16 protein-coding genes and 1 tRNA gene are annotated in these 20,736 nt (G+C 46.2%); 15 read left to right on the top strand and 2 right to left on the bottom strand.

Going from position 1 to position 20,736, the window contains the following annotated elements:
• Positions 1-121: 121 nt before the first annotated feature.
• Both MKZ13_RS24475 and MKZ13_RS24470 read right to left on the bottom strand, forming a co-directional pair.
• Positions 122-1,351, bottom strand: coding sequence for an MFS transporter (locus MKZ13_RS24475; RefSeq protein ID WP_339178897.1), 1,230 nt, complete (start codon positions 1,349-1,351; stop codon positions 122-124).
• Positions 1,352-1,975: 624 nt separating this feature from the next.
• Positions 1,976-2,049, bottom strand: a tRNA-Arg gene (locus MKZ13_RS24470).
• A 325-nt stretch (positions 2,050-2,374) separates the two neighbouring features.
• Here MKZ13_RS24470 and MKZ13_RS24465 point away from each other — a divergent pair.
• The 15 genes from MKZ13_RS24465 to cobA all read left to right on the top strand — a co-directional run bounded on the left by MKZ13_RS24465 (position 2,375) and on the right by cobA (position 20,655).
• Positions 2,375-3,217 carry a hypothetical protein gene (locus MKZ13_RS24465; protein ID WP_256704391.1) on the top strand — a complete coding sequence of 281 codons (843 nt, stop codon included), beginning with the start codon at positions 2,375-2,377 and terminating at the stop codon, positions 3,215-3,217.
• Positions 3,218-3,355: 138 nt separating this feature from the next.
• Positions 3,356-4,696: a trigger factor gene (gene tig, locus MKZ13_RS24460; RefSeq protein WP_339178895.1), complete on the top strand. Its 1,341-nt coding sequence runs from the start codon at positions 3,356-3,358 to the stop codon at positions 4,694-4,696.
• A gap of 379 nt (positions 4,697-5,075) precedes the next feature.
• Positions 5,076-5,666 carry an ATP-dependent Clp endopeptidase proteolytic subunit ClpP gene (gene clpP / locus MKZ13_RS24455; RefSeq protein ID WP_076216932.1) on the top strand — a complete coding sequence of 197 codons (591 nt, stop codon included), beginning with the start codon at positions 5,076-5,078 and terminating at the stop codon, positions 5,664-5,666.
• Positions 5,667-5,678: 12 nt separating this feature from the next.
• Positions 5,679-6,932: an ATP-dependent protease ATP-binding subunit ClpX gene (gene clpX, locus MKZ13_RS24450; RefSeq protein WP_076216933.1), complete on the top strand. Its 1,254-nt coding sequence runs from the start codon at positions 5,679-5,681 to the stop codon at positions 6,930-6,932.
• Between the two features lie 120 nt (positions 6,933-7,052).
• The gene (gene ispG, locus MKZ13_RS24445) at positions 7,053-8,150 is read left to right on the top strand and encodes a flavodoxin-dependent (E)-4-hydroxy-3-methylbut-2-enyl-diphosphate synthase (protein ID WP_339178893.1); all 1,098 of its coding nucleotides are present in this window, start codon (positions 7,053-7,055) and stop codon (positions 8,148-8,150) included.
• Positions 8,151-8,317: 167 nt separating this feature from the next.
• The gene (gene lonB, locus MKZ13_RS24440; protein ID WP_221820871.1) at positions 8,318-10,072 is read left to right on the top strand and encodes an ATP-dependent protease LonB; all 1,755 of its coding nucleotides are present in this window, start codon (positions 8,318-8,320) and stop codon (positions 10,070-10,072) included.
• An 86-nt stretch (positions 10,073-10,158) separates the two neighbouring features.
• Entirely contained in the window at positions 10,159-12,498 is a 2,340-nt protein-coding gene (gene lon, locus MKZ13_RS24435) for an endopeptidase La (protein WP_221820870.1), read from the top strand.
• 155 nt (positions 12,499-12,653) lie between these two features.
• The gene (gene yihA / locus MKZ13_RS24430; protein ID WP_221820869.1) at positions 12,654-13,310 is read left to right on the top strand and encodes a ribosome biogenesis GTP-binding protein YihA/YsxC; all 657 of its coding nucleotides are present in this window, start codon (positions 12,654-12,656) and stop codon (positions 13,308-13,310) included.
• A 267-nt stretch (positions 13,311-13,577) separates the two neighbouring features.
• Complete coding sequence (locus MKZ13_RS24425) at positions 13,578-14,165, top strand: non-ribosomal peptide synthetase module (protein WP_307416328.1); 588 nt, start codon at positions 13,578-13,580, stop codon at positions 14,163-14,165.
• A gap of 336 nt (positions 14,166-14,501) precedes the next feature.
• Complete coding sequence (speD, locus tag MKZ13_RS24420; protein WP_339178883.1) at positions 14,502-14,903, top strand: adenosylmethionine decarboxylase; 402 nt, start codon at positions 14,502-14,504, stop codon at positions 14,901-14,903.
• 342 nt (positions 14,904-15,245) lie between these two features.
• Positions 15,246-16,631, top strand: coding sequence for a glutamyl-tRNA reductase (gene hemA / locus MKZ13_RS24415; RefSeq protein WP_339178881.1), 1,386 nt, complete (start codon positions 15,246-15,248; stop codon positions 16,629-16,631).
• A 53-nt stretch (positions 16,632-16,684) separates the two neighbouring features.
• The gene (ccsA, locus tag MKZ13_RS24410; protein ID WP_047841339.1) at positions 16,685-17,473 is read left to right on the top strand and encodes a cytochrome c biogenesis protein CcsA; all 789 of its coding nucleotides are present in this window, start codon (positions 16,685-16,687) and stop codon (positions 17,471-17,473) included.
• A 5-nt stretch (positions 17,474-17,478) separates the two neighbouring features.
• Entirely contained in the window at positions 17,479-18,129 is a 651-nt protein-coding gene (locus tag MKZ13_RS24405; protein WP_339178879.1) for a bifunctional precorrin-2 dehydrogenase/sirohydrochlorin ferrochelatase, read from the top strand.
• Positions 18,130-18,131: 2 nt separating this feature from the next.
• Positions 18,132-19,088, top strand: a complete 957-nt coding sequence (hemC, locus tag MKZ13_RS24400) for a hydroxymethylbilane synthase (protein WP_339178877.1) — start codon at positions 18,132-18,134, stop codon at positions 19,086-19,088.
• Between the two features lie 4 nt (positions 19,089-19,092).
• A complete protein-coding gene (cobA, locus tag MKZ13_RS24395) occupies positions 19,093-20,655 on the top strand; it encodes a uroporphyrinogen-III C-methyltransferase (RefSeq protein ID WP_339178874.1) in 1,563 nt (520 codons plus the stop codon).
• The last annotated feature ends 81 nt before the right edge of the window (positions 20,656-20,736 follow it).

Genomic DNA, 20,736 nt, shown 5'->3' with positions numbered 1-20,736 from the left:
TCCCTCATTGAAATTGATTAAAATTGATTAAATTAATGAAGGAATTGTTCTATGCATAAACGGCCTCCATCCTGATTTGCAGGATGGAGGCCGTTTTGTTTTTTATAAATGAAATGTATGACTAACCGATCATTCTATTTTTGCTGGCCTGAATCCCTGCGATTAACAAAGCGATGGCCAGAATGACCTGTATTAGTAACGGCAGGGTCCATCCTTTTGTCCAGTCATGAAGCATGCCGAACAGTAGAGGTCCCACTGCCGCAAGCATATATCCGAAGGACTGGGCCATACCGGACAGGCTGGCAGCTTGTCTGGCATCTTTTGTGCGAAGGACGAAGAACATGGTTACCATTCCAAATGAAGCTCCAGCACCTATTCCTGCCAACGTGACACCAATGGTAACGAGCGAAGCGATGCCACTTAACAATAAAGCATACCCGATAATTAAAGAAGAGCACGTTATCGCGGTTAGAACACGCTGATCTCGCGTTCGGCCGGCGAGGATTGGAACGATAAAGGTAGCTGGTACACTAACCATCTGCATTAGGGAGAGCATCCACCCTGCTGAGGTGGGGCTGAATCCTTGCTCAGCGAGAATCTCGGGAAGCCAGGTAATCGTTGTATAGAATATTAGAGATTGCAGACCCATAAATAAAGTAATGAACCAGGCCAGAGAAGAGGTCCGTAGACGTACAGGCGTCCCTTCACTCTGAGTGGCTATGAATAACATTCGCTGACGTCCTGCGGCGATCTGGGGGAGCCACAAGAGAAGCGCCAATATGGACAACAAGGCCCACATGGCTAACGAAGCACGCCAACCTATAGATGTGGCTCCTGCTACGGGCACACTCACACCTGAGGCAATGGCGCCAAATATGTTCATGGATACAGAGTATAATCCGGTGACGATACCTACTCGCAATGGGAAATCGCGTTTGATCAAACTTGGCAAAAGCACGTTGCTTAATGCAATGCCGCACCCCAAAATTGCGGTTCCAGCATATAAGGAGAGAACGGAAGGCAACAAGCGTAGGGCCACCCCAATGGTTACAATCATGACAGCCAATAGCAGAGCAGATTCGAGTCCTAACCGTTTGGCAAGACGTGGTGCAAAGGGGGAGACTGCTGCAAAGGCGAGCAAAGGAAGTGAGGTCAGAAGCCCGACCATTGTATGGCCGATACCTGTATCTGAGCGGATCATCTCCACTACAGGTCCGGTTGCTGTAATCGGTGACCTCATGGTAGCGGCGATGACGATAATGCCTGCTAACAACAGGCCGAATCTTTTGGATGTTGAAGAATGTTCTTCCTCGGTATGGATAGATGAGTGTTGCTGTATTGATGATGACATTGATAAAATCTCCTGTGTCCTAAGAAGTTAATATGTATGGATTGTTACATAATCCACTCCGTAAGCATAACATTCTATGTCAATATTGAGCAATGAAATGAAAAAACACCCAATGGACCGTGGGTGCCTTGACTAACCTGTGAACTCTAACGAATCCACGAGGTCTTATAATGGGTAAAACCGCTATTTTCAGATTCTAACGAACCTCAGCGACGTTAATCAGGCTATGAAGTGCAAATAAGTGAGTTAATACCCCAGAATGGTGAAATAAGCTCACTAAGATTCGTTAAAATTCCATGATGCTGAATTTGGAGCAAATAAAGTGTCCTATGTTCGTTATACTGACACCTGTTGCTTATAGAGTGATCAAATGCGGGCCCTCCAATGCAGTGACATAGAGCACGTAACGAAGCGAATGCTCCGACGAACCATTGGGGTTCTCATCCCCAGAACGCAAAAAAAACTTCCCAAAGGAAGTTTTCTTTTAATACGTCCCAGGAGGGATACTCTCCTTGCAGTCGAGACTGCGAAGTGGTGCTAACGAAGCGAATGCTCCGACGAACCATTGGGGTTCTCATCCCCAGAACGCAAAAAAAGCTTCCCGAAGGAAGCTTCTTTTTAATACGTCCCAGGAGGGATTCGAACCCCCGACCGACGCCTTAGAAGGGCGTTGCTCTATCCAGCTGAGCTACTGAGACATGATTTTTTCAAGCAAAATTGATTTTATCATATGCATACAGGAATATCAAGCATTTTATTTTAAACTGTTTTTCGTATATGATATTTGGCGGCAGTAACGTTTTTTTCATTATATTTAAGGTTATGTTAGAATATCAGGAGAACTCAAAAAAATAGATCAACAATCGTTTTAATATATATCTATTTAGGTTGTTGCCAACTGGAGATTCAGGATATAGAGGAGGTGCTCCCATTAAGGAATCCACGACCCCGGAAACCGAGCATAACAACAATATTGTGCTGTTTCCTAAGACGCTGGACTATTACCAGATTCAATTGACAGTTATGCTTGAAAATGAACGGTATGGTGAAGCGATGAAATTGCTTCACTTTTTGCTGCAATGTCAGGGACAGGAAGAGCGCCACTACGATGAATGGCGGGCCCTGCTCGAATGGCTTCAGGCTGCGTTTCCTCAATATGAAGAAACCTCGCCTGCCGTTCTTGAAGAACGAGAAGAGGAAGAAGAGATTAGTGAGGAGGACATGGCACGACAGCATGCCCGAATGAAGCTTGAACAGGATGATGGCTATGCAGATAAGATGCTTCGCACAGTCATGGAAGAGCCGCTGTCTGAACAGACAATGCTGGCTTTGGAGCAGCTGGCCTATCTTGATCTGCCGAAGATTGATGAGGCACTTACGAGTTGGTTAAAAGAGAAGTCACTTCACCCTTTGCTTCAATTTCGGGTGCTGCAAACCTTGCGTCGCCGAGGCGTTCAAGGTATGATCCTGTTTACGAGAGGCGAAGAGCAGGTTGAAGTCGAGATTGATACCGTGCCTCTTAAACCAGAGGAATTCCCGCTCCAGATCGTTCAGATTTTGGAACGAGTGGCAGATCAGACGGAGGTTCATGAACCTACGCTCTTTTATTTTGCTCAGGAGTTATGGATACAATATGTCATGGCCGTGTATGGAACTCGTGATTATGTATCCATGTTGGAAGAAAATGATTCCATGACAGATATATGGGCAGCAGCTCTACATATGACCGTTGCAGACAGTCTGGGTGGCTCGCATGATGAGGAAAATACTCGCTCAATGTATGCTGTGACAGGGGCAATGCGCTTTCGGCTGGAGCAGGCTTATCGTTCCATGAAGCAGTTTGTATCTGCCGGATTGGATGGCTAATAGAGGCCGGAAACGTTTTCCTTAAACCGTATCAAGGGATTCCCCTTGAAAAAGAATCTAATCTTGTTTATACTAAAATGGTTATTTTGTACGTGATTGTCTACGTGAACATGTGAATTTTGGAGGGGAAAGTATACAATGAAAGCAACTTGGGAAAAGATAGAGAAGAACCTTGGGGTTCTTGAGGTTGAAGTGGATGCAGATCGTGTAACTGCAGCACTCGACAAAGCTTTTAATAAAGTGGTTAAACAAGCAAACGTACCTGGATTCCGTAAAGGTAAAGTACCACGTTCCATCTTCGAAGCACGTTTTGGTGTAGAGAGCCTTTATCAAGAAGCAATCGACATTTTGCTTCCTGAAGCTTATACAGAAGCAATCGACCAAACGGATATCTTCCCGGTTGATCGTCCTGACGTAGATGTTGAACAATTCGCTAAAGGACAAACTTTCAAGTTCAAAGCAAAAGTAACTGTGAAACCTGAAGTTACTCTTGGTGAGTACAAAGGAATCGAAGTTGCTGTAGCAAAAGGTGAAGTAACTGAAGCAGAAGTGACTGAAGAACTTGAGCGTCTTCAACAACGTCACGCTGAACTCGTTGTAATCGATGAAGGTTCCGCTGCTAACGGCGACGTTGCAGTAATCGACTTCGATGGTTCCGTTGATGGTGTACCTTTCGAAGGTGGACAAGCTGAGCGTTATTCCCTGGAACTGGGTTCCAACACATTCATTCCTGGATTTGAAGAACAAGTTGTGGGTCTGTCCACAGGTGACTTCAAAGACGTAGAAGTGACTTTCCCAGAGAGCTACCATGCAGCAGAACTTGCTGGCAAACAAGCGGTATTTAAAGTGAAAATTCACGAAATCAAACGCAAACAGCTTCCTGCATTGGATGATGAGTTTGCTAAAGATGTTAGCGAATTCGACACTCTTGAAGAGTACAAAGCTGACCTGAAAACACAATTGGAATCCCGTAAAGCTGACGAAGCCAAAGCTGCACAAGAAAATGCAGTTGTAGAAAAAGTGGCTGAGAACGCTGAAGTGGACATTCCTGCTGCAATGGTTGAGAGCGAAGTACAAAACATGATGCGCGATTTCGATAACCGTTTGCGTAACCAAGGTATGAACCTTGAAATGTTCCTGAGCTTCTCTGGCCAGACTCAAGCTGACCTGAGAGGACAAATGCAAGAAGATGCTTCCAAACGTGTTCGCAACAACCTGGTGCTTGAAGCTGTAGGTAAAGCGGAAAACATTGAAGTATCTGACGAAGAAGTGAATCAAGAACTCGAGAAAATGGCTGAATCTTACAAGCGTCCTACTGATGAGATCCGTGGCATCCTCGAAGGTAATGGTTCCCTGGACAGCCTTCGCGATGAAGTTAAACTGCGTAAAACGATTGACGTTCTTGTTGAGAACAGCACAGTTGTTGAACCGGTTGAAGCTCCAGCTGAAGAAGTTGTTGCAGAAGCTGACGAAAAATAAGACAAGCTGTTATCAACTTGTCAGTTGAATAAACGATAAGGCACGTGAATTATTGCGTGCCTTATTTTTAAATTATGACATCCATTTTATAGAAAATGAAGTAATTATATGGATGAACACTAATTTTATTGATCCCTGTACACTTTTTACATACCTATGTACTTCATGCAAATAAAAAAAGGCAATACGGCATAGGATGGCTTCAATTTGCACATACATAGAAAACATGGTTAAATATGATCAGGCTAAAAAAGTAAACAAACGGATGTCTGACCCTTCTTGTGAAAAATGACATTGTCACAGGAAAGTGTTAGAATGAATTTGGGTTTGCTTTACAGGTGGCCTATGTCTAATTACATGTAGAAAAGAGGTTGGTCTCATGAGTCTGGTGCCAATGGTTATAGAACAAACCAATCGAGGCGAGCGGTCTTACGATATATATTCACGTTTGCTGAAAGATCGCATTATCTTTCTAACCAGTGCGATTGATGACGATGTAGCCAATCTTGTCATAGCACAGCTTTTGTTTTTGGCAGCCGACGATCCTGAGAAGGATATCAGCTTGTACATTAACTCACCTGGTGGTTCTGTCACCGCAGGGATGGGTATATACGATACGATGCAATTTATCAAGCCGGATGTATCTACCATTTGCGTTGGGATGGCAGCAAGCATGGGCTCGTTATTGCTGACAGCCGGTGCACCTGGCAAGAGATATGCGCTGACAAATAGCGAAGTAATGATTCATCAGCCGCTTGGCGGCATTCAAGGACAGGCTGCGGATATTAAGATACACGCAGAATGGATTATTAAAACACGTCAGAAACTGAATCAAATATACGTCGATCGTACGGGTCAGTCTCTTGAGAAAATTGAGCGGGATACAGACCGTGACTTCTTCATGAGCGCTGAAGAGGCTAAGACGTACGGCATTATTGACCAGGTGCTCAGTAGACCGATCAATTCCTAAAGGGGTGGTTTCATGTTTAAATTTAACGATGAGAAAGGGCAACTGAAATGCTCTTTTTGCGGTAAATCTCAGGAGCAGGTGCGTAAGTTGGTCGCTGGACCAGGCGTGTACATTTGTGATGAATGTATCGAACTTTGCACCGAAATCGTTGAGGAAGAACTCGGTCATGACGAAGAAGTAGACCTCAAAGATATTCCAAAACCAAAAGAAATTCGTAATATCCTGGATCAATATGTTATTGGACAGGAGCAAGCGAAGAAGTCATTGTCTGTTGCGGTGTATAATCACTACAAACGGATCAACACACAAAGCAAAATTGAAGACGTTGAATTGTCAAAGAGTAACATTTTGCTGTTAGGACCAACAGGTTCTGGTAAAACGTTGCTTGCGCAAACGATGGCAAAAATTTTGAATGTTCCTTTTGCTATTGCGGATGCTACGTCATTAACAGAAGCGGGTTATGTAGGTGAGGATGTAGAGAACATCCTGCTCAAACTGATTCAAGCTGCTGATTATGATGTGGAAAAAGCAGAGCGTGGCATTATTTATATCGATGAGATTGATAAAGTAGCGCGTAAATCCGAAAACCCATCCATTACTCGTGATGTATCGGGCGAAGGTGTGCAACAGGCTCTCTTGAAAATTCTTGAAGGAACTGTGGCTTCTGTACCACCACAAGGTGGTCGTAAACACCCTCATCAAGAATTCATTCAGATCGATACAACGAACATCCTGTTCATTTGCGGCGGTGCCTTTGATGGTCTGGAGCAAATGATCAAACGCCGGATCGGTAAAAAAGTCATTGGCTTTAATACCGTTTCTGAGCAAAAAGATCTGAAACCAGGTGAATACCTGGGTATGGTATTGCCGGAAGATTTGCTGAAATTTGGTCTGATTCCGGAATTTGTAGGCCGTCTGCCAGTCATCTCCACTTTGGAGCCATTGGATGAAGATACGCTGGTACGGATTCTTTCCGAACCAAAAAACGCGCTTACCAAACAGTACCAAAAACTGCTCGAGCTGGATAATGTGAATCTGGTATTTGAACCAGCTGCATTGCTTGCGATTGCAAAAGAAGCAATTAAACGTAACACAGGTGCACGTGGATTACGTGCCATCATTGAAGGTATCATGCTTGAAATCATGTATGAAGTGCCTTCACGTGATGATGTTACGAACTGTGTCATTACCGAAGAAGTTGTTGAGAAAAGAGTCGTGCCTGAACTAAGCCAATCAAAGGACGATAAGCAGGAAGAGAGCGCCTAATAAAGGCCTGAATCCCGTTGAACTCTGAAATATAGACTTGTCAGTTCTCCACTTTGGCAGAAGGCGAATTCATGTCTCTGTCAGGGTGGAGCTTTGACGTTGTGGGGAGAGAAATCACTCATGTATTTAAGACAGGATACACGTCCCGTGAAAGTGGGAAACGTAACGATCGGTGGCAGTAACGAAGTCATTATCCAAAGTATGTGTACAACCAAAACGGCAGACGTTGAAGCAACGGTTGCAGAGATTCTGCGACTGGAAGAAGCGGGTTGCCAAGTGGTACGTGTAACGGTGAATAATGAGGAAGCTGCCGCAGCCATCAAGGAAATCAAGAAACGCATTCATATACCGCTCGTAGCGGACATTCATTTCAACTATAAGCTGGCTTTGCTTGCGATTGAGAACGGCATCGATAAAGTTCGGATTAATCCAGGTAACATCGGTAAACGTGCGAAAGTGGAAGAAGTGGTTAAGGCTTGTAAAGACCGTGGTATTCCGATTCGGATTGGAGTAAATGCGGGGTCTTTGGAAAACCATCTCCTTGAGAAGTATGGGTATCCTACGGCAGATGCTATGGTAGAAAGTGCATTGTATCACATTGGTATTTTGGAAGAGCTTGATTTCCATGATATCATCGTGTCACTCAAAGCATCGGATGTGCCGATGGCGATTGAGGCATATACCAAAGCAGCTCAAATCATTCCGTATCCGTTGCATCTCGGGATTACCGAAGCAGGTACACTGTTCTCCGGTACGATCAAAAGCTCCGCAGGTATGGGAGCCTTATTGTCCATGGGTATTGGTTCTACGATGCGGATCTCACTGAGTGCGGACCCGGTAGAAGAAATTAAGGTCGCTCGTGATCTGCTCAAAACATTTGGACTCATTACAAATGCAGCTACATTGATCTCCTGCCCAACGTGTGGACGATTGGATATCGACCTGTTCTCCATTGCCAACGAAGTGGAAGCGTATATCTCCAAACTGAAGGTGCCGATTAAAGTATCGGTATTGGGTTGTGCGGTTAATGGTCCAGGTGAGGCCAAAGAAGCGGATATCGGCATAGCCGGTGCTCGTGGAGAAGGTCTCTTGTTCCGTCACGGCAAGATGATTCGTAAAGTACCTGAAGAAATCATGGTTGAGGAATTAAAAAAAGAGATCGACAAAATCGTCGAAGCCTACGAAGAGACAGGGGTTATTCCTGGTCGTTCGCACTGATTGATTCATATCTTGTTACAACAAAAGCTCGCCAGCAATGGCGGGCTTTTTATTTTCTCGCATACAAATTCCGCATCACCCGTTTACGTCGCGTTGAAAAGGCTATACTACCAAGTATTAGCATGATCTCATATGAGAATAGCGACAAAATAGGAGGATGTGAAGACATGGAATTTGGTATGGTCATCATGTTGATTCAGTTATTTTTTGGAGTGGTGATTGGTTTGTATTTCTGGAACCTGCTGCGTGGCCAGAAAACGAACCGCAGTGCCGTTGAGCGTGAATCTCGCAAGGAACTGGAGAAGCTGCGCAAGCTGCGTTCGATCTCACTCACCAAACCGCTGTCGGAGAAGACGCGTCCAGCTACCATTAATGATATTGTTGGGCAAAAAGATGGGTTGCGTGCCCTTAAAGCTGCATTATGCAGTGCGAATCCGCAACATGTTATCATTTATGGCCCACCCGGAGTCGGGAAGACAGCTGCCGCAAGGGTTGTGTTGGAAGAGGCCAAGAAGAATCCATCTTCTCCTTTCAAGCCAGATGCGAAATTCACGGAGCTGGATGCAACAACAGCCCGTTTTGATGAACGTGGTATAGCGGACCCCTTAATTGGTTCGGTTCATGATCCGATATATCAGGGAGCAGGAGCTATGGGCGTTGCTGGTATTCCCCAACCCAAACCGGGCGCTGTGACAAAAGCGCATGGGGGAATGCTTTTTATTGATGAAATTGGTGAATTACATTCGATTCAGATGAATAAGCTGTTGAAAGTATTGGAGGATCGCAAGGTGTTTTTGGAGAGTGCGTACTATAACTCGGAAGACACGCATACTCCTGCTTATATCCACGATATTTTTCAAAATGGCCTTCCGGCCGATTTCCGCCTTGTTGGAGCAACGACTCGTTCGCCTCATGAACTGCCACCAGCTTTGCGTTCACGCTGCATGGAAGTTTATTTCCGTCCTTTGTTGCCTGAGGAGATTGGGCGAATTGCAGAGGATGCTGTTCAGAAAATAGGGTTCAGTCCATGTCCGGATGCCGTTGATGTGGTCAAGCGATATGCAACCAACGGACGCGAAGCGGTTAATATCATCCAGCTGGCTGCTGGACTTGCGCTGACAGAGAAGCGTGAGACGCTTCAGGCGTCTGATGTGGAGTGGGTGGCGGGTAGCAGCCAGATTCAGCCACGGCCTGATCGGAAGGTCCCTACACAGCCGCAGGTGGGGTTTGTTAACGGCTTGGCGGTATACGGACCGAATATGGGAACCATTTTGGAGATCGAAGTGTCTGCTGTTCCGGCTCTTAAAGATCAAGGCCGAATCAACATTACAGGCGTTGTGGATGAAGAAGAGATTGGAGGCGGTTCGCGTACACTCCGGCGAAAAAGTATGGCCAAAGGCTCGGTTGAAAATGTGTTAACCGTATTAAAAGCCATGGGGATTCGTCCGAATGATTACGATTTACACGTGAATTTCCCAGGTGGGACACCTATTGATGGTCCATCCGCCGGGATTGCCATGGCGACTGCCATTACATCAGCGATTCAGGGACGCCCTGTGGATCATGAGACAGCGATGACTGGCGAGGTCAGTATTCATGGTCGGGTTAAGCCTATTGGTGGCGTGCTAGCCAAGGTGGAGGCTGCCTTTCAGGCAGGAGCGAAGACCGTTATTATTCCCGCGGAGAACTGGCAGTCCATTTTTGAGAATCTGGATGGCTTGCGCGTTATCCCGGTAGATACCGTAGAGGATGTATTCCGTGAAGTGTTTGCCTGGGTTCCGGAATCACAACAGATGGAACAAACGAAGCTTGCAGAGGAGACAGTTGCACCTGCACCGGAGATTTTTCCGCCGGCATCCGCTTCCTATTTGCGTGCGGACGTGCCTCGCCCAGGACAGGTTACAGATTCGGGAAGCTGCTAAGCGCTTCCCTTCATTGGTTTTTTATGTGAACATTTGATAGAATAATGAATGACTACAACCTGAGAGCCATTGGAGGTGCGAAAGCGATGGGACCGAGCAAAGCGAAAGGTCGTCGTTTTCCTTTACTGCCTTTAAGAGGACTTCTCGTCTACCCGAGTATGGTACTGCATCTCGATGTGGGCCGGGAGAAATCGGTCAAGGCTTTAGAAAAAGCGATGGTAGAAGAACATCTGATTCTCCTATGTTCCCAAGCCGAAGTAAATATTGAAGAACCAACACAAGAGGACATTTTCAGAATCGGAACCGTGGCCAAGGTCAGACAGATGCTGAAGCTTCCAAACGGTACGATTCGTGTACTCGTAGAAGGCTTGGAACGGGCTGAAATTATTGAATATACGGACAACGAGGAATATTATGAAGTACTGGCTAAAGAGCTGCCTGAAGAGGAGAACACCCATCCGGAGACGGATGCCTTGATGCGTACCGTTCTGAACCAGTTCGAGAATTATATTAATCTGTCCAAAAAAGTGACACCAGAGACACTCGCAGCGGTGTCTGACATCGAAGAACCAGGGCGTCTGGCCGATGTCATCACGAGTCACCTGTCCTTGAAGATCAAGGATAAACAGGAAATTCTGGAGACCATCGATGTTCGGGAACGTCTGGAGAAATTACTGGATATCCTGAACAATGAGCGCGAAGTGCTGGAGCTTGAACGCAAGATCAGCCAACGCGTGAAGAAACAGATGGAGAAAACGCAGAAGGAATATTATTTGCGCGAGCAGATGAAAGCGATCCAGAAAGAACTGGGTGAAAAAGAAGGCCGTGCGGGTGAGGTTGAGGAACTTCGCACACAGATGGAAGAACTCGGCTTGCCGGACAAGGTGAAAGAAAAGGTCGAGAAAGAAATTGATCGACTGGAGAAAATGCCTGCAAGTTCAGCTGAGGGCGGAGTCATTCGCAACTACGTGGATTGGCTGCTTGGCCTTCCTTGGAGTCAGATGACAGCGGATGATCTGGATATCCAAAAAGCCGAAGATGTGCTGAATGCAGATCATTACGGATTGGAAAAGCCCAAAGAGCGTGTGCTTGAATATCTGGCTGTCCAGAAACTCGTCAAGAAGCTCAAAGGGCCCATTCTCTGTCTGGTTGGACCTCCAGGGGTCGGTAAAACATCACTTGCTCGTTCGATCGCGAGATCGCTGGGTCGGGAGTTTGTAAGAATATCTCTTGGCGGCGTGCGGGATGAAGCTGAGATTCGTGGTCACCGACGCACCTATGTAGGGGCCATGCCTGGGCGTATCATCCAGGGGATGAAAACGGCAGGTTCTCTGAATCCGGTATTCCTGCTGGACGAGATTGATAAGATGGCTTCAGACTTCCGCGGAGATCCTTCCGCAGCGTTACTTGAGGTACTTGATCCGGAACAGAATAATACGTTTAGTGATCATTTTGTAGAATTGCCGTTTGACTTATCCAACGTTATGTTTATAACAACTGCCAACACGGTACACAATATTCCGCGTCCATTGCTGGATCGGATGGAAATGCTCAACATCCCTGGTTACACGGAGCTGGAGAAGCTGCAAATTGCGAAAAACTATTTGTTGCCCAAACAGAAGCAGGACCATGGTCTGGAAGAAAAGCAATTGGAAATACCGGATGACGCGTTGTTGCGTGTAATTCGTGAATATACACGGGAGTCAGGTGTGCGTAATCTGGAACAGCAGATGGCTTCGTTGTGCCGGAAAGCTGCCAAGAACGTCGTATCTGGTGTGGAAGGTCAGATTAACATCTCATCAGATAAGATCAAAGACTACCTTGGACCTGGCAAATTCCGTTATGGTATGGCCGAACTGGAAGATCAGATTGGTACTGTAACGGGTCTGGCGTGGACTGAAGTGGGTGGAGATACCCTTATCATTGAAGTGACTGTTGTGCCTGGAACAGGTAAATTGACTCTCACAGGTAAACTGGGGGATGTCATGAAGGAATCGGCACAAGCCGCATTCAGTTACACCCGTTCCAAAGCTACACAGCTTGGAATTTCGCCTGACTTCCATGAGAAGAACGATATCCATATTCACGTTCCGGAAGGAGCGATTCCGAAGGATGGTCCATCTGCTGGGATTACGATGGCAACAGCGTTAATCTCAGCCTTAACAAACAAACATGTGTCCAAGGATATCGCGATGACTGGTGAAATAACACTGCGTGGACGTGTACTGCCGATTGGTGGTCTGAAAGAGAAATCACTGGCAGCCCATCGTGCCGGTTATAAAAAAATATTATTGCCTAAGGATAACGAACGGGACCTGCGTGACATTCCAGACAGCATCAAGGAAGATGTGGAGTTTGTACCTGTAGCCCATATGGATCAGGTATTGCAGCATGCACTTGTGGAGCAGACAGGCATTAACCTGTAATCCACACATCCGAAAGGTTCGTATGAAGAGTAGACCGTTCTGCGGAGGCTTCGGCGTCCGCTGGAACGGTTTTTTTGGTATGATAGAACAATCCATGGCATAATACCTTCAACAGGTGATGCAAGCACAGGCGTTCAAGAGAGGAAAGATACAATATGAAAGTAAATCAATCTGAATTTATTATCAGTGCCGTTCGGCCTGAACAATACCCCGATGACGGTCTGCCAGAGATTGCTTTGGCGGGACGCTCCAATGTGGGGAAATCTTCCCTGATCAACCGTTTGATCAATCGTAAAAATTTGGCTCGGACGAGCTCAACACCGGGTAAGACACAGCAACTCAACTATTATAAAATTAATCAGGATCTCTACTTCGTCGATTTCCCGGGATATGGCTACGCTAAAGTTTCCAAAGAGCAGCGCTTTGCCTGGGGTAAAATGATGGAGAAATACTTGTTGGGACGCGAAGAATTGAAACTGGTTATGCAGATGGTGGATATGAGACATGAACCGTCCAAAGAGGACAAGATGATGAACGAATGGCTTCGTCATAATGGACTGCCTTTGGTTGTTGTAGCAACCAAGATGGACAAGATTCCAAAAACACGCAGAGCCAAATATATCAAAGTCATTAAGGAATCACTGGGTCTTCGTTCAGGGGATTTGTTTGTGCCGTTTTCATCCGAAGAGGGATTGGGGAAAGAAGAGTTATGGGACATCATTACCCGCCATGCCCGCATAGATAAGTATGCACCAGTGCTGGATGCAGAGGGTGCTTCTGATGAGGAAGAAACCAACGGAATTAACGGATAACCGAGATAGTATACCGTTTTAGTGCAGGAAAGTGAGCATGCTAAGTGAATCTTTGATGAGATCCAGATTAATCCGGTTTTTTATGGGATTTCGTGAGAATTCATCATCTGGCTCTGGAGAAATATAACGTTAGGGTAGTGTATAATGAGCATAGGTGCATATTGCCAACAGTACCAAACATACCGGCTTAGCCGGCCTGAAGAATTTTGAGATGACTGCTACATGTGCAGGAAGACAAAACAATCGGGAAAGAATTGAGGGATTTGTATGGCTCAGCGGTTAGCCACAGAGTATGTTAAGGCCACTATGAAATTGTCAGAACCCCAGATGCATCAGTTTTTGCGCATGACAGAAGACGGCAGGCTTCATCATCGGGTTAAGGTGTTGGACAATGGTTGTCAGGAGGTTGTGCTAGGGGATGTAAGTGGAGAAGAAGTGCATTTCCCTTTTGACCGCATAGAAGGGTTCTATATCTGTGAGTTATCTTGCCGCCTGGTGAATCTGCATCTGACCAATGTTGTCCGGAAGCTCTTTGTGACTTTTAAAGGTGACGGGGTCGTTCATCGGATCTATAAAGGGTTCACCATGACGTATGTTTATGCTCAAGGCACTGTCCACAAAATTGTGGAGAAGACCGGGGAGAACACCCGAGTGATCTATGAATACAAAAATACGTTGCTTGAATTGCAACATCTGTTCCAGGCCAGAGATGTAGAACGCGAAATCAACCGTGTGTATGCCGAGATCGATTCACTGCTGGACACTAGAAAAGATGCGACTGCTGAGCAGCTCCATCAGATTGATGAGACCCTTGCTCGTCATCAAAAACGGTTGTTTGAGCTTGAAGCTTATTAACTTAAAATTGTATGTTTATAAACGATATATGTATATAATGAATTCCCTTGTATCTTCCGGGCAGTGGCACTCGCCAATGTGGAGGTTTCAGGGGGATTTTTGATGTGAGATCAAATATTCCGAATTGAACATATTTATTTTACAATCTTCTGGAAAAGGGTTGATTTCACTCTGATTCAATGTTATTTTTAATCTCGTTGAAAACAATATAGGAACCAGGATTCACTCAGGACATTATATGTTGCGAGAGATTTTTCCCTCGGGAAGTGAATGACGTAGGTCCTAGCGGATGAAATTTTTTCAAACATTTTATTCCTAGGAAGGGGGAACCGAAGGATGGAATATTCAACTTTCGGAAGACACGTTGCTGTTGATACTTGGGGTGTCGACTTTAATCTACTGAACAATGCAGAGTATCTGGAAGCCCAAATGGTTGAAGCAGCGGAGGCATGTGGCGCGACAGTAATGTCCGTGCAGTCCAAGCAGTTTGACCCACAGGGAGCGACCGTACTTGTACTATTGTCTGAGAGCCATCTCTCCATTCATACGTATCCTGAGAGAGGTTTTGCAGCGATTGATTGTTACACTTGTGGGGAGACCGTAGATCCACAGCTTGCTATTGACTACCTGGTATCCGTATTAAAGCCTGAAAAAACGTATGCAAAGAAGTTGATACGTGGATTGGGCGAATTGCAAGTTGAAACACCAGAGATGAACAACCAGACGGAACGGGTTTAAATAAAAAGTATATTGCATACACAATGTTCACATATCGGGAGGGACACATAACCTCCCAAACTCTAATAGCCATGGAATAATTCCATGGCTATTTGTTTTAATATGCGTATCGTTATGAATATTCATAATCGACACTTTTTAACGCATAACGGTGAACTTTGGTGAGACACTACAATAAATGACAGTGCATATGATGATGAACATGGTGATTTCATAAACATTTCATAAAAATGACCCGGTCACGGCTATGATGTGTGATATAATTAACCTTGTCAATCATAAATGGATAGACATATGCAGTAAGCACTTTGATTGGAAATTTATTAGGCAGGTGAACTTGCAATGCACATCGTTGTCGTTGGTTTGAATTATCGCACGGCGCCTGTAGAGGTTAGGGAACGATTCACATTTGCAGAAAAGGATTTGTCTGAAGCGCTGCAGCAGCTCAAGCTGACCAAGAGTGTATTGGAAGGTGTAATCGTAGCCACATGTAACCGTACCGAGTTGTATGTTGTGGTGGACCGTCTTCACATGTGTGGTTATTTTATTCGAACATTTATGGAACAATGGTTTAATGTACCACGGGAAGAATTTACGCAACACTTATATATATATGAAGATGATCAAGCTATGCGCCATTTGTTCCGTGTCATCTGCGGACTAGATTCCATGGTCATTGGTGAGACTCAGATTCTTGGACAGGTGAAACAGGCTTTTCTTAAAGCGCAGGAAGAGAAATCAACAGGTACCTGGTTTAATAAGTTATTTAAACAAGCCGTTACGTTGGGTAAACGGGCACATTCGGAGACTTCCATCGGGGAGAGCGCCGTATCTGTCAGTTATGCTGCTGTTGAACTCGGTAAGAGGATATTTGGCATGTTCACAGACAAGAAGGTGCTCATTTTGGGTGCTGGCAAGATGAGTGAACTAACCGTGAAACATCTCTATGCCAACGGGGCATCCGAGGTCATCGTGGCGAACCGTACGCTCGCAAGAGCTGAAGAATTGGCAGCCAAGTTCCGGGGCACACCTTGTACCATGGAACAGGCGTTAGATCGACTTAATGAAATTGATATTGTGATTAGTTCCACTGGAGCTGAACGTTATGTCATGGATGCAGCAGTGGTACGGGAGAGCATGAAGCGTCGTCAATCTCGCCCATTGTTCCTGATTGATATTGCGGTTCCACGCGATATTGACCCAGCGATTGGTGAATTATCCAACGTATTTCTCTATGACATTGATGATCTGGAAGGAATCGTGGAGAGCAACCTCGAGATGCGTAAGGTGGAAGCTGCTAAGATTGAGAGAATGATTGAGCTTGAGATGGAGGATTATTACCATTGGCTCAAAACGTTGGGTGTTCGTCCCGTTATTCGCGCTTTGCAGGAAAAAGGTGTTTCCATTCATGAAGAAACGATGGATAGCCTGTTTAATAAACTGCCTGAGCTCGATGAACATCAACGTAAAGTCATTCGTCGTTTGACCAAGAGTATTGTGAACCAAATGACGACAGATCCGATTAATCGGATTAAGGAAATGGCAGGCACGAAGCAAGGTGATGAAGCTCTGCGCATGTTTACTCAGATTTTCGCTCTGGAAGATTCAGTAGAGATGGCCGCTGAAAAAGTGAGTCAGAGTGATGCCACAGCTCTGGCGAAACCACCCGCACACCTTAACGAAAACCGGCAAGACCCCGTGCCGGCTTATGCTCCGGCAGGCGTATAAGGCGGGTGGGCAGCTTGACCCTTGCTGAACAAGTTTATGAAGCTCTAATCTATATGTATGCCCTGAGCCTACTGTTCTATTTCTCGGACTGCATTCGACGCAATGCGGGGGCGAAGCGGACAGGCACAGGGTTTCTTGTCGTTGTTTGGGGACTGCAGGTGACACATGTCATATTGCGCATGTGGACTGAAGGCCATTTCCCCATCTACACCACCTTTGATTTTTTGTTTATATTTTCATTCAGTATTGTGCTGATGTCTCTCGTCATGACTCGCATTCAGCGTTCTGAATTTGTCATTTTGTTGCTGAATGTTGTAGGTTTTTCCGTTACGGTATTAAACCGACTGTGGTTTACGGCCGGAGAGATATCACTGCATAACTGGCAAACGGTACATGGATTACTCATTATGCATATTACCTTGGCGAATCTTGGTTTTGCGGCGTTAACCGTTGCTACGGTATTTGCCATGTTATATCTGTTCCTGCACCGTAAGTTGAAGAAAAAAAAGTGGAATGATACGATGCGACGGATGCCAAGCCTGGAAGTGATCGGCAAATACATGGATGGTGCTAATTTCATAGGTACACCGCTCCTTGGCGTTTCTGTGATGCTTGCCGTATTATCCATTGTGGCGGAAAGACGCTGGATTCTACTCTTGGATCTTAAAGTTATTGCGACAGGTCTTGCTATAGCCATCTATGTGGGGTACTTCGTATCCAAGAGAAGGAAACAGTTCTCTACAATTATCATGGCAAGATGGACACTGATTGGGTACGGATTTGTCATTATAAGTTTTTTATCCAATGCGTATTCAGCGTTTCATCGTTGGACGGGAGAGTGAAGGGGATGGACCGTTACACGCCGATATTTGTGAATACTTCAGGCAAGAAATGCTGCGTGGTTGGTGGTGGACGTGTTGCCGAACGTAAAATTAAGGGATTGCTGCATGCTGAGGCACAGATTACGGTCATTAGTCCGGAGCTTACTCCCGTGTTACAACAACTGCATCATGAATCCCGAATTCAATGGATAGACCGGTCCTACCGCAATGGAGATTTGCGGGGGGCCTTTCTCGTATATGCAGCGACTGACCATTCAGAGGTCAATTCAACTGTGGTTCGGGATGCTGAGGCTGTGGGCATATTGGTGAATGACGCAATGTCTTCGGAGCACAGCAGCTTTATTACGCCAAGCGTGGTCAGGCGTGGGAGATTAAGCATAGCGATATCCACAGCAGGAGCGGGACCGGCAGCAGCTGCGGAGATACGTGCCACACTCGAACGACAGTTCGGTGATGAGTATGAGACTTACCTTGAGTTTTTGCACCAGATGAGGACCGAGGTGAAGTCACGCGTGTCATCTTCAAGTCTCAGAAGTACGTTGCTTCGGCAATTAACTGAAATGCACATATTAGAAGATATTCGTACAGGCCATTTTCGGTGGTGGACCGAAGAAGAAATCGGGGACTGGATATCCCGTAATCAGGAGGAAGTGTAGATATGCGTACAATTAAAGTTGGAAGTAGACAGAGCGCGCTTGCGCTAACCCAGACAGGCCATGTCATTCAGGATTTACGCGATATTTGTGAGCGGGAAGGATTAGCTTTTGACTTTGAAGTACATAAGATTGTTACCAAGGGAGATCTCATTCTGGATGTAACGTTGTCAAAAGTCGGAGGCAAAGGTTTGTTTGTCAAAGAGATTGAACAAGCGATGCTTGATCGTACCATTGATATGGCTGTGCATAGCATGAAGGATATGCCTTCCGAGTTACCCGAAGGATTAACGAATGGGGCTATTCCCCGTCGTGCAGATCCACGGGATGCGCTGATCTCTAATGGTGGACTAACTCTGGATCAACTGCCAGAAGGAGCTAGAGTTGGAACAAGCAGTCTGCGCCGGTCGAGCCAATTAAAGGCCTATCGTCCAGATTTGCAATTGGAATCGATTCGCGGCAATATTGATTCCCGTCTGCGGAAGCTGGAGACCGAAGGGTTCGATGCGATTATTCTGGCGGCTGCAGGATTGTACCGTATGGGCTGGGAAGACCGAATCACAGAGTATCTGACGGAAACAGCTTGCCTCCCGGCAGTGGGTCAAGGCGCGCTTGGTATCGAATGTCGTGAAGACGATGAGGAACTGTTGCACTTACTGCAGCTGTATAATGATCCGGAGACAGCATTTCCTGTACAGGCGGAACGCCGTTTTCTCAGTGTATTAAATGGGGGTTGCCAGGTTCCGATTGGTGCTCATGCGGTATGGGTGCCTCAGCAAGATGCAGATTCCCTGAATGGTGAAAACACGTTACAATTAACAGGTATGGTCGGCACGCCGGATGGTGGACTGATTCTTAAGGAAGCTATGATCGGCAAGGACCCGGTTCGTCTGGGTGAAGAAGTGGCGTGGAGATTGATCGAACGGGGAGCAGAGCAGATACTGGCAGAAGTTAGGGGATGAAGACATGGTGGGAAAGGTCTTTTTGGTAGGGGCAGGTCCTGGGGATGCAAAGCTGATTACGGTAAAAGGTTGGGAATCCATCGGTAAAGCCGATGCTGTAGTCTATGATCGTTTGGCAAGTCCGAGATTGTTGAAACAAATGAAACCCGGCGCAGTCAAGATTTACGTGGGCAAGCGCCCGGATCGGCATACGATGAAACAGGAAGAGATCAATCAACTGTTGGTGGATCTGGCGCTTGAGGGCAAGGTTGTGGTTCGGCTTAAGGGCGGCGATCCAACTATCTTTGGACGCGTGGGCGAAGAGGCGGGTTTGCTGCACAAAAACGGGATTCCGTTTGAGATTGTACCTGGGGTTACCGCTGCTATAAGTGTACCTGCTTATGCCGGAATTCCCGTCACTCACCGTGACTATGCATCTTCCATCTCTATTATTACGGGGCATGAGAGTCCGGACAAGCTTGATCGCAGTATTCATTGGGATAAAGTGACGAATGCAACGGGCACACTTGTATTTATGATGGGGGTTGCCAAAATTGGATATATCAGCGAACAATTGATTCGTCATGGTCGTCCAGCGCAAACACCGGTAGCTCTGATTCGTTGGGGAACACGAGCGGAACAGGATACCCTTATAGGCACCCTTGAAGATATAGAAGCAAAAGTGCTCGCAGCCAATTTTCAACCGCCTGCAGTTATTGTGGTGGGGGATGTCGTCAATCAGCGGGAACAGTTGAAATGGGCAGAAGCGCTGCCGCTGTTTGGCAAACGAATTCTGGTAACCCGTGCTCGCAGTCAGGCGAGTGAACTGGTGAATCGCATTGAGGAACTCGGCGGCGAACCGTATGAGTTTCCGGTCATTGAGACGGTCATGCCGTCCAGTGAATCTGCGCAGCAAAGTGTCAAAGACGCCTTCAGTGCTTTAAACACCTACGACTGGGTGTTTTTCACAAGTGTGAACGGCGTGGAGTTTTTCTTCCGCCATCTGGAACAGGAAGGCAAGGACATTCGCTCAATTCATCAAGCGAGAATTGCAGCCGTAGGACCTTCCACAGCAGATGCCTTGCGCAAACATGGGATCGTTGCAGAGGTTGTCAAAGGTCCTTTCCAGGCCGAAGGCATGCTTGAGACTTTTGAAAGTGAACTGAAGGAAGGTCAGAGAGTACTGCTTCCGCACGGTGATCTTGCACGTACGTGGTTGCGGGACCAGTTGAGAGAACGAGGACTTCAGGTCACCGAAGCCATCATCTACGATACGATCCTCGCTGGTGAGGATGATGACGAATTGCTTAAGTTGCTTGAAGAAGGTGGTATTCATGCGGTGACCTTTACAAGTTCATCGACGGTTACCAACTTCATGAGTATGTTGAAACGTATGGGGTTGCAAGATCCATTACCTTTATTGAAGGATGTGGAGGTTGCGTGTATCGGACCTGTTACAGCGAAGACGGCAGAAGCCGCTGGACTAAAGGTTACACTGATGGCAGAGGAAGCAACGATGGATAGCTTGATCACAGTGCTATGCGACTGGAAACGGACAGGCACCAAAGAAGGCGCTCTTCGAAGTTAATACACATGTAATCATGTCAACATATGAAGCGTGCTGAATTCGATAGGATACCAGCGCGCTTCCCTTTTTGCTCTATTTAAC

The organism is Paenibacillus sp. FSL R5-0701, from assembly GCF_037973995.1.
Taxonomy (GTDB): Bacteria; Bacillota; Bacilli; order Paenibacillales; family Paenibacillaceae; genus Paenibacillus.
This window is presented reverse-complemented; position numbering and strand designations above follow the sequence as displayed.

What these genes read in the sequence shown, in the direction of transcription:
- MKZ13_RS24475 (WP_339178897.1), bottom strand. Translation starts at nt 1,351, where the DNA reads ATGTCATCATCAATACAGCAACACTCATCTATCCATACCGAGGAAGAA.
- MKZ13_RS24465 (WP_256704391.1), top strand. Translation starts at nt 2,375, where the DNA reads ATGCTTGAAAATGAACGGTATGGTGAAGCGATGAAATTGCTTCACTTT.
- tig (WP_339178895.1), top strand. Translation starts at nt 3,356, where the DNA reads ATGAAAGCAACTTGGGAAAAGATAGAGAAGAACCTTGGGGTTCTTGAG.
- clpP (WP_076216932.1), top strand. Translation starts at nt 5,076, where the DNA reads ATGAGTCTGGTGCCAATGGTTATAGAACAAACCAATCGAGGCGAGCGG.
- clpX (WP_076216933.1), top strand. Translation starts at nt 5,679, where the DNA reads ATGTTTAAATTTAACGATGAGAAAGGGCAACTGAAATGCTCTTTTTGC.
- ispG (WP_339178893.1), top strand. Translation starts at nt 7,053, where the DNA reads ATGTATTTAAGACAGGATACACGTCCCGTGAAAGTGGGAAACGTAACG.
- lonB (WP_221820871.1), top strand. Translation starts at nt 8,318, where the DNA reads ATGGAATTTGGTATGGTCATCATGTTGATTCAGTTATTTTTTGGAGTG.
- lon (WP_221820870.1), top strand. Translation starts at nt 10,159, where the DNA reads ATGGGACCGAGCAAAGCGAAAGGTCGTCGTTTTCCTTTACTGCCTTTA.
- yihA (WP_221820869.1), top strand. Translation starts at nt 12,654, where the DNA reads ATGAAAGTAAATCAATCTGAATTTATTATCAGTGCCGTTCGGCCTGAA.
- MKZ13_RS24425 (WP_307416328.1), top strand. Translation starts at nt 13,578, where the DNA reads ATGGCTCAGCGGTTAGCCACAGAGTATGTTAAGGCCACTATGAAATTG.
- speD (WP_339178883.1), top strand. Translation starts at nt 14,502, where the DNA reads ATGGAATATTCAACTTTCGGAAGACACGTTGCTGTTGATACTTGGGGT.
- hemA (WP_339178881.1), top strand. Translation starts at nt 15,246, where the DNA reads ATGCACATCGTTGTCGTTGGTTTGAATTATCGCACGGCGCCTGTAGAG.
- ccsA (WP_047841339.1), top strand. Translation starts at nt 16,685, where the DNA reads ATGTATGCCCTGAGCCTACTGTTCTATTTCTCGGACTGCATTCGACGC.
- MKZ13_RS24405 (WP_339178879.1), top strand. Translation starts at nt 17,479, where the DNA reads ATGGACCGTTACACGCCGATATTTGTGAATACTTCAGGCAAGAAATGC.
- hemC (WP_339178877.1), top strand. Translation starts at nt 18,132, where the DNA reads ATGCGTACAATTAAAGTTGGAAGTAGACAGAGCGCGCTTGCGCTAACC.
- cobA (WP_339178874.1), top strand. Translation starts at nt 19,093, where the DNA reads ATGGTGGGAAAGGTCTTTTTGGTAGGGGCAGGTCCTGGGGATGCAAAG.